The 15,881-nt window shown below is 67.6% G+C and carries 11 protein-coding genes; 6 read left to right on the plus strand and 5 right to left on the minus strand.

What is annotated here, in order from left to right; translation table 11 throughout:
• The 6 genes from BLQ75_RS18515 to BLQ75_RS18540 all read left to right on the plus strand — a co-directional run.
• The coding region (locus BLQ75_RS18515) for a methionine adenosyltransferase domain-containing protein (RefSeq protein WP_170837565.1) at positions 1-479 on the plus strand (479 nt) is incomplete at its 5' end.
• Positions 480-627: 148 nt separating this feature from the next.
• A complete protein-coding gene (locus tag BLQ75_RS18520; RefSeq protein WP_092603957.1) occupies positions 628-1,602 on the plus strand; it encodes a carbohydrate kinase family protein in 975 nt (324 codons plus the stop codon).
• 20 nt (positions 1,603-1,622) lie between these two features.
• Positions 1,623-5,228, plus strand: a complete 3,606-nt coding sequence (gene metH, locus BLQ75_RS18525) for a methionine synthase (protein WP_092603958.1) — start codon at positions 1,623-1,625, stop codon at positions 5,226-5,228.
• A gap of 62 nt (positions 5,229-5,290) precedes the next feature.
• Positions 5,291-6,754: an adenosylhomocysteinase gene (gene ahcY, locus BLQ75_RS18530; protein WP_043571739.1), complete on the plus strand. Its 1,464-nt coding sequence runs from the start codon at positions 5,291-5,293 to the stop codon at positions 6,752-6,754.
• A 173-nt stretch (positions 6,755-6,927) separates the two neighbouring features.
• A complete protein-coding gene (locus BLQ75_RS18535; RefSeq protein ID WP_092603959.1) occupies positions 6,928-7,821 on the plus strand; it encodes a methylenetetrahydrofolate reductase in 894 nt (297 codons plus the stop codon).
• 321 nt (positions 7,822-8,142) lie between these two features.
• Positions 8,143-9,492: an alkaline phosphatase PhoX gene (locus BLQ75_RS18540; protein WP_092603960.1), complete on the plus strand. Its 1,350-nt coding sequence runs from the start codon at positions 8,143-8,145 to the stop codon at positions 9,490-9,492.
• Positions 9,493-9,579: 87 nt separating this feature from the next.
• Here the strand turns inward: BLQ75_RS18540 and BLQ75_RS18545 are convergent, their stop codons facing one another.
• From BLQ75_RS18545 to BLQ75_RS18565, 5 genes are all read right to left on the minus strand, one after another.
• Entirely contained in the window at positions 9,580-10,008 is a 429-nt protein-coding gene (locus BLQ75_RS18545; RefSeq protein ID WP_092603961.1) for an ester cyclase, read from the minus strand.
• 121 nt (positions 10,009-10,129) lie between these two features.
• Positions 10,130-12,349 (minus strand): thiamine pyrophosphate-dependent enzyme, encoded by a 2,220-nt coding sequence (locus BLQ75_RS18550; protein WP_211481460.1) that lies wholly within the window; start codon positions 12,347-12,349, stop codon positions 10,130-10,132.
• A 44-nt stretch (positions 12,350-12,393) separates the two neighbouring features.
• Positions 12,394-13,311 carry a LysR family transcriptional regulator gene (locus tag BLQ75_RS18555; RefSeq protein WP_092603962.1) on the minus strand — a complete coding sequence of 306 codons (918 nt, stop codon included), beginning with the start codon at positions 13,309-13,311 and terminating at the stop codon, positions 12,394-12,396.
• 169 nt (positions 13,312-13,480) lie between these two features.
• Positions 13,481-15,085, minus strand: coding sequence for an aldehyde dehydrogenase family protein (locus BLQ75_RS18560; RefSeq protein WP_244515702.1), 1,605 nt, complete (start codon positions 15,083-15,085; stop codon positions 13,481-13,483).
• Positions 15,086-15,560: 475 nt separating this feature from the next.
• Positions 15,561-15,851, minus strand: coding sequence for a DUF6355 family natural product biosynthesis protein (locus BLQ75_RS18565; RefSeq protein WP_092604071.1), 291 nt, complete (start codon positions 15,849-15,851; stop codon positions 15,561-15,563).
• Between the last annotated feature and the right edge of the window lie 30 nt (positions 15,852-15,881).

Consider the following 15,881-nt stretch of genomic DNA (forward strand, 5'->3'; position numbering starts at 1 on the left):
CGACGGGTCGGTTCGTCACGGGTGGTCCGATGGGTGACTGTGGTCTGACGGGCCGCAAGATCATTGTGGATACCTATGGTGGTATGGCGCGGCACGGTGGTGGCGCGTTCTCGGGTAAGGACCCGTCGAAGGTGGACCGGTCGGCGGCGTACGCGACTCGGTGGGTGGCCAAGAACGCGGTGGCCGCGGGGTTGGCGAGCCGGATCGAGGTGCAGACGGCGTACGCGATCGGTAAGGCGGCTCCGGTGGGGCTGTTCGTGGAGACGTTCGGCACGGAGAACGTGGATCCGGTCAAGATTCAGGCCGCGATCAACGAGGTGTTCGATCTGCGTCCGGCGGCGATCATTCGGGATCTGGACCTGTTGCGGCCGATCTACGCGCCGACGGCGGCCTACGGGCACTTCGGGCGTACGGATGTGGACCTGCCCTGGGAACGCACCGACCGCGTCGAGGCCCTGAAGAGCGCCGCGGGCCTCTGACAGCCGAATACGCGACGTGTCGCCGACGCCGCGGGGCGCGGGATGTTTCCGCGCCCCGCGGCGTGGCGAGCAAAGCCAGGTTCGCTCATCCACGACCGCGGGCCGGTGTCCGGACACCGACGCCGGCCCTGGTGAAGGAGTTTTCCCAGTGCAAATTGCGGTGACCGGTTCAATCGCCACCGACCATCTGATGTCCTTCCCGGGCAAGATCGCCGACCAGCTCATCGCCGATCGGCTCGACCAGGTCTCGCTCTCCTTTCTCGTCAACCAGCTCGAGGTGCGCCGGGGCGGCGTCGCGGGCAACATCACCTTCGGCCTCGGCCAGCTCGGCGTGAAACCGCTGCTGGTGGGTGCGGTCGGTGAGGACTTCGCCGATTACCGCGCGTGGCTGGACCGGCACGGTGTGGACACCAGTGCGGTCCACACCTCCAAGACGGCGCACACCGCGCGCTTCACCTGCACCACCGACGAGAGCCAGAACCAGATCGCCTCGTTCTACCCGGGTGCCATGTCCGAGGCCAGCGAGATCGAGCTCAAGCCCATCTCCGACCGGGTGGGCGGCCTGGACCTCGTTGTCGTCTCGGCCAACGATCCGGAGGCGATGCTGCGCCACAGCCAGGAGTGCCGCGACCGTGGTTTCGACTTCATCGCGGACCCGGGCCAGCAGCTCGCCCTGATGGACGGGCCGCAGATCCGTAAGCTGGTGGAGGGTGCCAAGTACCTGTTCACCAACGAGTACGAGCACAGCCTGCTGCTGCAGAGCACCGGCATGTCGCACGCCGAGGTGCTCGACCAGGTCGGCATGTGGGTCACCTCGCTCGGTGAGAACGGTGTGCGCATCGAGTCCAAGTCGGCGGAGACGATCGAGATCGCCCCGGTCAAGCCCAAGCAGGTCGGCGACCCCACGGGCGTGGGCGACGCGCTGCGCGCGGGCTTCCTCGCCGGGTTGGCCAACGGGCTGAGCCTGGAGCGTTCCATCCAGCTCGGGTGCACCCTGGCGACCACATCCCTTGAAACCGACGGACCGCAGGAATACGAGGTCGAGAAGGGCTCGTTCGTTTCGAGGTTCGCCGAGGCCTACGGCAAGCAGGCCGCGGGCGAAATCGAATCTGTGCTTCGCTGAAGCGTTCGGAAGGCAGCGTGATGACGAAACAGGAAGAATCGGGCCGTCGGGACAACGACCCGAGCGGGTTTCTCACGGCCATCGCCGAACGTGTGCTCGTCGGGGACGGCGGCATGGGTACGGCGCTGCAGGAGCACGACCTGACCCTGGAGGACTTCAACAACCTCGAAGGTTGCAACGAGATCCTCAACGAGACGCGCCCCGACGTCGTGCGCTCGGTCTACCGGGGCTTCCTGAAGAACGGTTCGGACGCCATCGAGTCGAACACGTTCGGCTGCAACCTGCCGAACCTCGGTGAGTACGGGATCGAGGACAGGATCCGGGACCTCGCCGAGAAGGGTGTGGCGCTGGCCAGGGAGTGCTGCGACGAGTACTCCACACCGGACAAGCCGCGCTTCGTGCTGGGGTCGATGGGTCCGGGGACCAAGCTGCCCACCCTGGGGCACGCGCCGTACGCCGATCTGCGCGACGCGTACTACCAGCAGGTACTGGGCATGCTCGACGGCGGCGTCGACGTGATCCTCGTGGAGACCTCGCAGGACCTGCTGCAGACCAAGGCGTCCATCATCGCGGCCAAGCGCGCGATGGCCACGCAGCGGAAGTGGGTGCCGATCATCGCCCACGTCACCGTGGAGCAGACCGGCACCATGCTGGTCGGTTCCGAGATCGGTGCGGCGCTGACCGCGCTGGAGCCGCTCGGCATCGACATGATCGGCATGAACTGCGCGACCGGGCCCGCCGAGATGAGCGAGCACCTGCGGGTGCTGGCCGACCACGCGCGGGTGCCGATCTCGGTCATGCCCAACGCCGGTCTGCCGGAGCTGGGTCCCAACGGCGCGGTGTATCCGCTGCAGCCGGCCGAGCTCGCCGAGGCGCTGGTCGACTTCGCCAACAACTACGGTGCGCGACTGGTCGGCGGTTGCTGCGGTGTGACCGGTGAGCACGTTCGCCAGGTCTCCGAGGCGGTCTCAGGCCTCAATCCCCCCGAGCGGACCCCCGAGATCGTTCCGTCGATCTCGTCGGTGTACCAGTCCATCCCGTTCGAGCAGGAAGCCTCGATCCTCAACGTGGGTGAGCGCACCAACGCCAACGGGTCCAAGGCGTTCCGCGAGGCGATGCTGGAGGGGCGCTACGAGGACTGCGTCGAGATAGCCAAGGGGCAGACCCGCGAGGGCGCGCACATGCTCGACCTGTGCGTGGACTACGTGGGTCGCGACGGCACCCACGACATGCGTGAGCTCGCCTCCAGGCTGGCCACGGCCTCGACGCTGCCGGTCATGGTGGACTCCACCGAGGCCGACGTCATCGAGGTCGGCCTGGAGCACCTCGGCGGTCGGTGCGCGATCAACTCGATCAACTACGAGGACGGCACCGAGGAGGGCGGTCGGTACGACCGCGTCATGAAGATGGCCGTCGAGCACGGTGCCACCGTGGTGTGCACCTGCATCGACGAGGAGGGCCAGGCTCGGACCGCGGAGTGGAAGCTGCGGGTGGCCGAGCGGATCATCGAGGACCTCACTCAGAACTGGGGCCTGGACAAGTCCGCGATCATCATCGACCCCCTGGTCTTCCCGATCACCACCGGTCAGGAGGAGGTCCGCCAGGACGCGATCGAGACGATCAACGCGATCCGGGAGCTCAAGACGCGGCACCCGGAGGTGCAGACCACGCTGGGTCTGTCGAACGTCTCCTTCGGGCTCAACGCCGCGGCGCGCCAGGTGCTCAACTCGGTGTTCCTCAACGAGTGCCGGGAAGCGGGGCTGGACAGCGCCATCCTGCACGCGTCCAAGATCCTGCCGATGAACAAGATCGACGAGGAGGCGCGTCAGGTCGCGCTGGACCTCGTCTACGACCGGCGGACCGAGGCCACCGAGACGGAGGAGGCCTACGACCCGCTGCAGAAGCTGATGGCCCTCTTCGAGGGCAAGTCGGCCGAGACCAGCGGCTCGTCCAAGGCCGAGGAGCTGGCGGCCCTGCCGCTGTTCGAGCGGTTGGAGCAGCGCATCGTCGACGGCGAGAAGAACGGCCTGGAGGCCGATCTCGACGAGGCGATGAAGGAGAAGAAGCCGCTGGAGATCGTCAACGACACCCTGCTCTCGGGGATGAAGACGGTCGGTGACCTCTTCGGCGCGGGTCAGATGCAGCTGCCCTTCGTGCTGCAGGCCGCAGAGATCATGAAGACCGCGGTGGCCTATCTCGAACCGCACATGGAGAAGGAGGACTCCGGCGGCAAAGGCAGACTGCTGCTGGCCACGGTCAAGGGCGATGTGCACGACATCGGCAAGAACCTGGTCGACATCATCGTGTCCAACAACGGCTACGAGGTGGTCAACATCGGCATCAAGCAGCCGATCAACACCATCCTCGAGGAAGCCGAGAAGCACAACGTCGACGCGATCGGTATGTCCGGGCTGCTGGTGAAGTCCACGGTCATCATGAAGGACAACCTGGCGGAGATGAACTCCAGGGGAATCGCGGAGAAGTACCCCGTCCTGCTGGGCGGTGCGGCTCTGACGAGGTCCTTCGTCGAGAACGATCTCGACGAGATGTACCAGGGCGACGTGCGCTACGCCAAGGACGCCTTCGAGGGCCTCAAGCTGATGGACCGCATCATGCAGTCCAAGCGCGGCGAGTCTCCAGAGGAGGACGAGGCCGAGAAGGCCAAGAAGGCCGAGCGCAAGGCCAGGCGCGAGCGCTCCAACCGGATCGCGGAGAAGCGCAAGGCCGAGCAGGGGCCGGAACCGGACGAGCGCGACGACAGCGTCCGCTCCGACGTCGACCCGGACGTGCCGGTGCCGACGCCGCCGTTCTGGGGTCCCAAGGTCGTCAAGGGCCTGTCCAGCAACGAGTACCTCGCGCTGCTCGACGAACGTGCCACGTTCTTCGGACAGTGGGGGCTGCGCGGAGCCAAGAAGGGCCAGGGGCCCAGCTACGAGGAGCTCGTCGAGAGCGACGGGCGTCCCCGGCTGCGCGCCTGGATGGACGAGCTGGCGACCAAGGGCATCCTGCAGCACGCGGCGCTGGTGTACGGCTACTTCCCGTGTGTGTCCGAGGGCAACGACCTGATCGTGCTCGACAAGGACTCCCCGGACGCCCCGGAACGGTTCCGGTTCAACTTCCCGAGGCAGAAGCGGGACCGCAGGCTGTGCCTGGCGGACTTCTACCGCTCCAAGGAGAAGGCCGAGGCCACCGGGCAGGTGGACGTGCTGCCGTTGCAGCTGGTCACGATGGGCCAGCCCATCGCCGACTACGCCAACGAGCTGTTCGCCGCCGACGCCTACCGGGACTACCTGGAGATCCACGGGCTCGGTGTACAGCTCACCGAGGCGATGGCCGAGTACTGGCACCGCCGCATCCGCAGCGAGCTGCAGTGGTCCTCCGGTGAGACGGTCGCCTCCGAGGACCCGGAGAACGTCGAGGAGTTCTTCAAACTCGGCTACCGAGGGGCTCGGTTCTCGCTCGGCTACGGCGCTTGCCCCGACTTGGAGGACCGCGCCAAGATCGTCGAGCTGCTGGGCGCGGAGAACATCGGCGTGGAACTCTCGGAGGAGTACCAGCTCCACCCCGAGCAGTCCACCGATGCCATCGTCGCGGTCCACCCCGAGGCCAAGTACTTCAACACCTGACAGGCGGCAGGCGCGACACTAGGCCGAAAGCTGCCCGATAGAGAAAACGAGGAAGGGAAAACATGAGCCCGAAGTTGCAGAAGGCAGGAGACATCGAGTTCGCCATCGCGGATCCGAAGCTGGCCGAGTCCGGCCGTCACCAGATCCGGCTGGCCGAACACGAGATGCCCGGCCTGATGGCGACTCGCCGGGAGTACGCGGACAGCAAGCCGCTCAAGGGTGCGCGTATCGCGGGTTCGCTGCATATGACCGTGCAGACCGCGGTCCTGATCGAGACGCTGGTGGAGCTGGGCGCCGAGGTACGCTGGGTGTCCTGCAACATCTTCTCCACCCAGGACGAGGCCGCCGCGGCCGTCGTGGTCGGCCCCAACGGCACGCCGGACAAGCCCGCCGGTGTTCCGGTCTTCGCCTGGAAGGGTGAGACGCTGGAGGAGTACTGGTGGTGCACCAACCAGCTGTTCCAGGGCTTCTCCAACAACCAGGGCCCGAACATGATCCTGGACGACGGTGGCGACGCCACCATGCTGGTCCAGAAGGGCGTGGAGTTCGAGACGGCCGGTGCCGTGCCGCAGCCGACCGAGGACGACCCGGACGAGTTCAAGGTCGTGCTCTCGGTGCTGCGAGAGAGCCTGGCCAACGACAAGCAGCGGTTCACCAAGGCCGCCAAGGAGATCAAGGGCGTCACCGAGGAAACCACCACCGGTGTGCACAAGCTCTACGAGCTGGTCAAGTCCGGTGATCTGCTGTTCCCGGCGATCAACGTCAACGACTCGGTCACCAAGTCGAAGTTCGACAACAAGTACGGCTGCCGCCACTCCCTGGTCGACGGCATCAACCGTGCCACCGACGTGCTCATCGGCGGTAAGACGGCCGTGATCTGCGGCTTCGGTGACGTCGGCAAGGGCTCCGCCGAGTCGCTGCGTGGTCAGGGCGCTCGCGTCATCGTGACCGAGATCGACCCGATCTGCGCGCTGCAGGCCGCGATGGAGGGCTACGAGGTCCGCACGATGGAGGAGGTCGTCGAGACCGCCGACATCTTCATCACGACCACGGGCAACTTCGACGTCATCACGGCCGACCACATGAGCCGGATGAAGCACAACGCCATCGTGGGCAACATCGGCCACTTCGACAACGAGATCGACATGGCCGGTCTGGAGAAGACCCCCGGCATCAAGAAGACCGAGATCAAGCCGCAGGTGCACGAGTTCACCTACCCGGACGGCCACGCCATCATCGTGCTGTCCGAGGGCAGGCTGCTCAACCTCGGCAACGCCACCGGCCACCCGAGCTTCGTGATGTCGAACTCCTTCACCAACCAGACGATCGCCCAGATCGAGCTGTTCAACAAGGCCGAGGAGTACGACCGCGACGTCTACATGCTGCCGAAGCACCTCGACGAGAAGGTCGCTCGGCTGCACCTGGACGCGCTCGGCGTCAGCCTCACCAAGATGACCAAGGCTCAGGCCGAGTACATCGGTGTGGACGTCGAGGGGCCGTACAAGCCCGAGCACTACCGCTACTGATCCGGTTCGGTCGGTATCAGAGTGCCGTGTAGGGGTGATCACCGCCGAACGTGGTGGTCTCCCCTGCATACCGAGGGAACCCCGCGCCCTCGCCCCACCCGGTGCACCCCGGGCGGGGCAGCGGCGCGGGGTTTTTACCGAGCCGGTGATGACACAGTCAAGGAGGTCAGAACGTGACCCGGGTCGTGGACCGGCTACAGCCGGGCAGGACCGTGTTCTCGGTGGAATTCTTCCCGCCGCGCAACGACGACGAAGAGCAGATCCTCTGGAAAGCCGTGCGCGAGCTGGAACCGCTGGACCCCGCATACGTGTCCGTTACTTATGGTGCGGGCGGCTCCAGCAGGGACCGCACGATTCGCACGGTTGGGCGCATAGCCCAGGAAACCACCATGCTGCCGATGGCACACCTGACCGGTGTGGACCACTCCAAGGACGAGCTCCGGCACGTCGTCGGATCGCTGGCGAACGAGGGGATCCGGAACATCCTGGCGATCCGGGGTGACCCGCCGGGCGATCCGATGGGGGAGTGGATCCCGCACCCGGACGGGATTCTCTACGCGGACGAACTGGTTCGGCTGGTTCGTTCCTGCGGCGACTTCTCCGTGGGAGTCGCGGCGTTCCCGCACATGCACCCGCGTTCGACGGACATCGAGACCGAGACCGATCACCTGGTCAACAAGATCAGGGCCGGGTCGGACTTCGCCGTGGCGCAGCTGTTCCTGCAGCCAGAGTACTTCCTGCGGCTGCGCGACCGGCTGGCTGCCCGCGACTGCCACGTCCCGATCCTGCCGGGGGTGATGCCGATCACCACCCCGAAGGTGTTGAGCAAGTTCCAGCACCTGGCCGGTGTGCCCGTGCCCGCCGAGGTCTCCAACGTGCTGGACCCGCTGGCCGACGATCCCGAGGCGTTCCGCGCGGCGGGGATCGAGCTGAGCACCAGGCTGTGCGAACGGTTGATCTCCGAAGGAGTTCCCGGCCTGCACTTCTACAGCCTCAATCGGGCCAAGGCCACCCGCGAGGTGGTGGACAACCTCGGTCTGGCCGAGGTCGTTCCGCAGCCGGCCTGACCCGTCGCGGCCGCGAGTCCTCCGGTGCCGCCGTCCCCTCCGGGGCGGCGGCACTTTCGTTCGCGCCCCGCCCGTACCTCGCCGGTTCACAGGCGGAGTTCGCCACCTTCAGCTCCAGTGCCAGCGCCTGGGCCGTGTTCGCGGTCAGTGGTGCGGGCTCCCCTCTACGGGGGAGTGACATCGGACACTCGGAGTGTTCGTCCGTGTGCCTCAAGTGATCGCCGTTTCGTGGTCAGCTCCCGTCGGCCCCGTGATCACGTGCCGGTTACCCGCCCGCTGTTCCATCGGGGCGTTCCCGGAAACCGACACGGGAGTATTCCGATGACCAGTGAGTCCAACCCGTCCGCGTCCCACCTCAACCGACGCCGTTTCCTCGCCGCCACCGGCCTGGTAGGCGCCACCGGGGCCCTGCAGGCGTTGATGAGCAACACCGCCGCGGCCGCGGGACCCGGCCGTGGCGACCGGAGCGTCCGCGCCGCGGCCAACGGTGGCTACGGCGCCCTGCGACCCGCCCCGCCGGACGGGGAGCTCCTGCTGCCCGCCGGGTTCTCCTACGTGGCGTTCGGCGAGACCGGCAGCACGATGCGGGACGGCCTGCCCACCCCCTCGCGGCACGACGGCATGGCGGCCTTCGCGGGTGAGGACGACACCGTACGGCTGATCCGCAACCACGAGCAGAGCGACGGCTTCGCGTTCGCCCAGCCGAGTTACGACTCCTTCGGGGCGGGCGGTACGACCACGCTCGTTTTCGACCCGGCCCGGATGCGACTCGTCGAGTCCTTCGCCTCGCTGGCCGGGACGGTGCGCAACTGCGCGGGCGGTCCCACTCCGAACGGTTCCTGGCTGTCCTGTGAGGAGACCTTCACCGGACTCGGCGAGAGCAGCCCGCACGGTTACGTGTTCGAGGTCCCGGTGGAGGCCGAGGGGCCGGTCGACCCGGTTCCGTACCCGGCCATGGGACGCTTCACCCACGAAGCGGTCGCCGTGGACCCGGCCACCGGGATCGTCTACGAGACGGAGGACCGGGGCAGCGCGGGTTTCTACCGCTTCGTTCCAGCGGACCCGACCGACCTGGGCGCGGGTGGCAGGCTCCAGATGCTGGCGATAGCCGGTCAGCCCCGTTACGACACCCGCAACGGACAGCGGCCGGGGCGGGCGCTGCCCGTGGAGTGGGTCGACATCGCCGATCCCGATCCCGACAGCGACGACTCGCTGGCGGTGTTCTACCAGGGCAGGGAGCAGGGCGGCGCGGTCTTCGCCAGGTTGGAAGGCGCCTGGTTCGGGGACGGCTCGGTGTTCATCAACTCCACCAGCGGGGGAGACGCCGGTCTCGGGCAGGTCTGGCAGTACCGCCCCGGCGGTTCCTCCGGCGGGGAACTCGTGCTGGTCTACGAGTCCACCGATCCGGAACTGCTGGAGAGCCCGGACAATCTCTGCGTCTCCCCGAACAGCGGCGGTCTGGTGCTGTGTGAGGACGGCAGCGGGGCCGACATGCTGCGCGGAGTCACCCCCGGCGGTGAGATCTTCGACTTCGCGGCGTTGAACAGCTCCAACACCAGCGAGCTGGCCGGGGCCACCTTCAGCCCCGACGGCAGCGTGCTGTTCTTCAACGTTCAGACACCCGGGGTGACCTACGCCGTCACCGGTCCCTGGAGCGACGGGGCGCTCTGATCGACCCGCCCCACCGGTTTCTCGTCCCCCGGTCCCAGCCGGGGACCGGGGGCGCCTCGGGGAGCGGAGCGGCTCGGATCGTGTGGGTCAGCCGTCCACGCCCAGCTGCTTCATCAGCCACGGACCGTCCGAGCAGACCCAGTAGGCCACGAACCTCCCGTCGCGGAATCGCAGGATGTCGTTGCCCGCGAACTCCACCTCGGTGCCCGGCGCGGCCGTGGCACCGGCCACGTCCCCCGCGTAGGTGCCGTTGCCGATCCACCGCGCGCTGAGCAGGTCGCCCTCCACGATCGGTCCGACGGCTAGCGTGAACCGCAGTTCGTCGAACGGCTTCCTCCCCAGCTCGACCAGTTTCACCAGGCCCGCCGGGCCGACCAGCTCCCGCTCGGTTCCGGGACGGATCTCGCCGTGGTGGATGGCGAAGTCCTCGCTGACCAGCTCCGCCGCCACGTCGTGGTTCCCCGCCCACAGCTCGCTCAGCCAACGCCGGTACAGCTTCTTCGCCGTCTCGCCCATCCCGTGCCCTTCGACCAGCTCGTTGTCCGCCCCTCGTGGTGTTCCGACACGTATCCTCCCTCCGAATCGGGGATGACACCACCGGGTTTCCCGTCGGGCCGGATCGCTAACCGGCACGACCTCAGAGCATCGCCAACGCCGTCCGCTCGATGCTTTCCTCGTCCAGCAGTACGTGGTGAGCCGCCTCGCCGAGCGGGATGAAGCTGTCGGCGCTGCTCACCCTGCGCATCGGCCCGGTGAATCCGGCGTCGATCAGCGCGGTGACCACGCGCTCCGAGATACCGCCGGAGGCTCTGGTCTCGTCGGCCACCAGCACCCTGCCGGTGGCCTCGGCGGCCAGCCACAGCTGGTGCCGGGGAAGCGGAGCCAGCCAGCGCAGGTCCAGCACGCGCACCCCCACACCGCGCTGCCGCAGCCGTCGTGCCACCCGCAACCCCATGGCCAGCCCGTTGCCGGACGTGACCAGGGTGAGGTCCGAACCGTACACGTACTCGCACGCCGAGCCGAGCGGTACGTGGCCCGAATCCCCGTCCGGGTAGGCAGCCGTCCAACCACCGTCACCCGATTCGTGCAGGTCCCGGGTGTGGTACAGCGCTATCGGCTCCAGGAACACGCACACCCGTCCGTCCACCTCGGCCGCGGCGAGGCAACTCCGCAGCATCGCCGCCGCGTCGTCCGGCCTGGCGGGGGAGGCGACGACCAGCCCGGGAATGTCCAGCAACGCGGCGACACTGTTGTCGTTGTGGAAGTGGCCGCCGAACCCCCGCTGGTAGGCGTAGCCCGGCACCCTCACGACCATCGGATTCCGGTACCTCCCGTTGGAGAAGAATCCCGTCGTGCTTGCCTCCCCGCGTATCTGGTCCGCGGCGTTGTGCAGATAGGCCAGGTACTGGATCTCGGGAATCGGCAACAGCCCGGCCAGGCCCGCACCCAGCGCGGTACCGAGGATGCTCTGCTCGTCCAGCAGGGTGTCGAACACCCGCGCGGCTCCGAACCTCCTGCGCAACCCTCTCGTCACGCCGTAAACCCCGCCCTTGCGGGCGACGTCCTGCCCGAAGACCAGTGCCCGCTCGTCGCGCTCCAGCTCCTCGGCCAACGCGCGGTTGATGCTCTGGGCCAGCGTCAACGGGCTCCCCGCCTCCGGTCGGCCGTCACCGGAGACCTCCGCCCGCTCGGCCACGCCCGGGCTCGTCCGGCGCACGCGGTCGGCGATCGCTTCGGGGCTGTGCCGGGCTATCGGCTCGCGGACCTCGGCGGAACTCGCCAGCTTGCGCTGCCCGAGCGCCCACTCCGCCACCTCGGCCACCTCGGCGCGTTTGGTCTCGTAGCGCTCGACCACCTGCCGGGAAGACAGCACACCGTGGCGCACCAGGGCCTCGGCGGTGCCCAGCAGCGGATCCCGCCCGTAGTCGGCGGTGATCTCCTCGGGAGAGCGATAGCCGGACTCCACGTCGGAGCCGGCGTGGCCCATCAACCGGACGGTGCGCAGGTGCAGCAGCGCGGGGCGGCGGTGGGTGCGCACCCAGTTCGCGGCGCGCTCGGCGACCTCCAGGCAATCCAGGGGGTCCCGGCCGTCGGCGCTGAACCAGCTCAACCCGGCACGGGCACCCAGCGAGTGCCGGATCCAGCCGTCGGGGGTGGACACACTGATTCCGATTCCGTTGTCCTCGCACACGAACAGCACGGGCAACGGAATGCGCTGGTAGGCGCAGTGCAGTGCCGTGTTCAGCGCCCCGGTGGCCGTCGAGTGGTTGGCCGAGGCGTCCCCGAAACCGCACATCACCACCGAGTCCCGGGGCCACTCGGTCCGCAGTCCCAGTTTCGCGGCGCGTTCGAGGCTGAAGGCCAGCCCCACCGCTCGCGGCAGGTGCGAAGCGATCGTCGAGGTCTGCGGCACGACGCTCAGCTCGCCGCGCCCGAAGACCTTGTGCCTTCCTCCCGAGATCGGTTCCGCCGCCGCGGCCACGATTCCGAGCAGTACGTCGCGGAGGGGATCCACGTTGGCAGTTCGTGCCGCTCTGCGCAGGTAGAAGCCACCCGAGCGGTAGTGGAGCAGCGCGGGATCGGTGGTTCGCAACGCCGCCGCGACGGCGGCGTTGGACTCGTGCCCGGCGGAGCCGATGCTGTAGTAGCCCACGCCCCGCGCACCCAGCTCGCGCGCGGCCAGGTCCAGGTGTCTGCTGCCGAGCTGGCTGTCGAAGAGCTCGAGCAGCTCCTCCTCGGTGGTGCCCTCCGAACCCACCGGGGGAAGGGGGAGGGGCGTTTCCGTCGCCGACCACGCGGTCACCTCGCGCAGGAAGTGGTCGTCGATCGGTTCGGTTCGCGGTGTTGGCCGATTCAATGTCGCTTCCGATTCGTCGTGGACTCCGCCGGTGGAGTGAGCTCTCACTCGGGGGCGGCCCACCGCTCGGCCAGCACCGCGCAGGTCTTCGCGAGACGTTCCAGTGCCAGTGCGAGCAGTGGGTTGGTGTTGTGCGGGCGGTAGATCACCTGGACGCGGCGGTGGGGTTGTCGTCCCCGGAGCGGTTTGACGCGCACGTCCTCGTCCCCCACGGCCATGGCCGGTAGCAGGGCGGGGCCGAGGCCGCGGGCCACCAGGTCACGGATCACCCCGTAGTCGTTGCTGCGGAAGACGATGTTCGGCACGAACCCCGCCGCCGCTGCCAGGCGGACCAGCACACGTGCCCCCGCTGTGTCGTCACGGGTACAGGTCCACGAGTCCGAGGCGAGCTCGTCCAATCGCACCGACTCCCGCGCGGCCAGCGGGTGCTCGGTCGGAAGGCACAGCCGCAGCGGCTCGGCGAGCAGTTCCTCGACCCGGAGTTCCGCCGGCCAGCTGCGGGGGTCGAGGTCGTATTCGAACACCACGGCCGCGTCCACGTCGCCGTCGAGGACCTCACCGATGACCTCGTCCGGCTCGCCCTCATCGAGCTGCACCCTCGCGTTCGGGCGCTCGGCGACCACCGCGGCCAGCACATCCGGCAGCACCCGTGCGTTGGCGGTGGCGAAGCTGGCCAGCCGCAGACTGCCGGTTTCGCCCACCGCCACGGCCCGGATCTCGCGTTCCACGGTTTCCAGCTCCCCCAACAGTTCCTTGCTGCGTTGTGCCAGCCGTTCCGCGAGGGGAGTGCAGTGGATACTGCGCGCGGTTCGCTCGAACAGATTCGCGCCGACGGCCCGTTCCAACAGCACCATCTGCTGTGACACGGCCGAGGGGGTGTAACCGAGAGTTCGCCCGGCTTCGGCGAACGAACCCGTTCGCACGCATTCCCGCAGCGTCCGCAGGTGTATCGGATTGAGCACGTTGCCTTCCCGGTAGGGGGCTGTTTCGGTGCGCCCGGCGGCGCCGGTGATGGGGAGATCCCACGGTTTCCCGCGCCGGGAGCCCGTGCGGCGGCTGCCGCACGGGTACCATCGGCCGGTTCGCGGTACGTCCGAAGCGCACCCCTGTGGTGCGCTCGGGTCGAGTCGTTCACCGGTGTCCGCGCAGTTCCGTGGGAAGGCGGTAGTCGAGCTGCGGTTCCACCGCCCCGACATCCATCTGCGCCTTCTGCAGTTTGCCCGAGAAGTCCCAGTTCAACGACTGCCACCGCGTGAACTGGTCGATGACCCACATGCCGGACAACCTGCTGCCGTTGCCGGACCTGCCGTTGCCACCGAACGGAAGGTGCGCCTCGGCCCCCGAGGTGGAGTTGTTGGCGCTGACCATGCCCGCGCCGATCCCCTCTCGGAACCGGAAGGCCGTCCCCGGATCGGTGGTGTACACGGCAGCGGAGAGCCCGTATCCCGGCATGTTGCCGAGTTCGACGGCCTCTTCCAGGGTTTCGAAGGTGGTCACCCCCACGATGGGGCCGAAGGTCTCCCGCAGGAAGAGCGTGTCGTCGGTTCGCAGCCCGTCCACCAGCACCGGGTGGTAGTACAGCCCCGTGGAGTGGTCGCCGCGGAACCCCTTGCGTGGGTTGGCGTCGGTGATCAGTCCGGTGGATTCCGAACCGAGCACCCGGTGGTGCGGCGCTATTTCCCCGAGGAAGCTCTCGAACCCGTCGGCGAACTTGCGGTCCAGCATCGGGCCGTAGAGCACGTCCTGGGTCGGATTTCCGATCGTCGCCTCCCGCAGCGCGGTGTCCAATCGGGAGACGAACTCGTCGTGCACGTCCCGGTGCACGATCAGGTTTCCCAGGGAAGTGCAGCGCTGTCCTCCGGTTCCCCAGCCGGAGAACAGCGCTCCCTCCACGGCCAGGTCCAGCTCCGCGTCGGCGGCGACCACCATCGGGTTCTTCCCCCCGAGCTCCAGGCAGGGGGTCTGCAGATGCCGACCGCACAGTTCGCCGATGTCACGACCGACGTCGCTGGAGCCGGTGAACCCGACCTTGTCGACCGCACCGTCCTCCAGCGCTGCCCGCAGCCCCTCGAAGGTCGGTTGGCCCTCCGCGTACACCAGATTCAGCACACCCGCCGGAACTCCCGCACGCCACGCGAGTTCGGCCAGGGCGCGCGCGGTGGCCGCCGCGTACTCGGCGGGTTTCCACACCACGGCGTTGCCGGAGACGAGGGCCGGGGCCAGATACCAGGAGGGGACCGCTACGGGGAAGTTCCCCGCCGTGATCACCGCTGCCACACCGACGGGGGCGCGAAACGTGAACAGCTGTTTGTCCGGCATTTCGGAGGGGACGGTCTGACCGTAGAGCCTGCGTCCTTCTCCGACGAAGTAGTCGCAGGTGTCGATGATCTCCTGTACCTCACCGAGGGCTTCGGTGTAGGGCTTGCCGATCTCGCGGGTGACCAGTCCGGCCAGTGCCTGCTTGTTGGCCTCGACGAGCCTGCCGAAGCCCGCGACCACGCGTCCCCGGACTGGGGCGGGGACGCGGGACCACTCCCGCTGTGCCTGTTTGGCTCGCCGCGCGGCGGCCAGGAACGTGTCCGGCCCGTCCAGTTGGACCCGAGCGACCACGTCGTCCAACTCCGCCGGGTTCCGCGAGAGGTACTGCCCGTACTCCCCTCGCGGTGCGGTGTTCCCCGCGGAACCGCGGGTTTCCTCGGGTGAACCGATCACCGAACCGCACGTCGTAGCCTCCACCTGGGCACCCCATTCCTGCTGGTGTGTTGTCCACGCTCGGGAAGCGGGCCGCGCCGCGCTCCCGTTGTCGCCACCGTAGACCGTGTTTCGCTTTCGGTAGAGGACTTCAAGCACGATTCCTGTTCGTGTCGAGCAACAGTGAAGCTTGTTCCTGCTCCGGTGATGCAACAGTGAAGCTGGTGTGCTCCGGGCGTTCGCTCCTGGTCTCGTTCCGTTGTCGGTAACGTCGATAAAGTTGTGACAATATTCATTATTTTTTCAGTGTTGACTGAAATAATCCCCAGGCGCCCAACGAGCTCCAACACGGGAAAACCCAAGCGAAAAGCCGACGACGAAGACAGCTGTTCCGAGGTGTGCGGCTCGGTCCGCACACCTCGACCCGTGAGCCCGGTTACCGCCGACCAGTGATTCTTTCCGAGGAGTGGGATCCGTTCCGCACTTCCCCGAACAGCGGTAGGAGCCGTTCAAGTGTCGTTCAGCAGGTCCTCCCGACGTAGGAGGCGAAACGAATGTCGTCGGTGCTTCCCAGGTAGGTCACGCCGGGGCCTACGCACTTGGTGTAGTCCCGCGCCCAGATCGTGTCCACATTGATCACGACGTGAGTGTTGTCGGCGCAGTGATTGTACTTGGCGTCGTGCTCGGTCTCGAAGTATCCGCACGGTGTCCTGGCGGGTTCGTTCGAGCTCGCCTCCGACGGTACGGCTGGTGCGGCCGAGGCCACAGTGGCCACGAGCAAGCTTCCGGCGGCGATCGTCAAGGCCGTCATCGTCCTCAGATTGAAAACACTTCGCATATT

The sequence above is a fragment of the Actinopolyspora xinjiangensis genome, from assembly GCF_900104475.1.
GTDB classification, from domain to species: domain Bacteria; phylum Actinomycetota; class Actinomycetes; order Mycobacteriales; family Pseudonocardiaceae; genus Actinopolyspora; species Actinopolyspora xinjiangensis.

Coding starts and splice junctions, on each gene's coding strand:
- metH (WP_092603958.1), top strand. CDS start 1,623: ATGACGAAACAGGAAGAATCGGGCCGTCGGGACAACGACCCGAGCGGG.
- BLQ75_RS18540 (WP_092603960.1), top strand. CDS start 8,143: ATGACCAGTGAGTCCAACCCGTCCGCGTCCCACCTCAACCGACGCCGT.
- ahcY (WP_043571739.1), top strand. CDS start 5,291: ATGAGCCCGAAGTTGCAGAAGGCAGGAGACATCGAGTTCGCCATCGCG.
- BLQ75_RS18565 (WP_092604071.1), bottom strand. CDS start 15,851: ATGACGGCCTTGACGATCGCCGCCGGAAGCTTGCTCGTGGCCACTGTG.
- BLQ75_RS18545 (WP_092603961.1), bottom strand. CDS start 10,008: ATGGGCGAGACGGCGAAGAAGCTGTACCGGCGTTGGCTGAGCGAGCTG.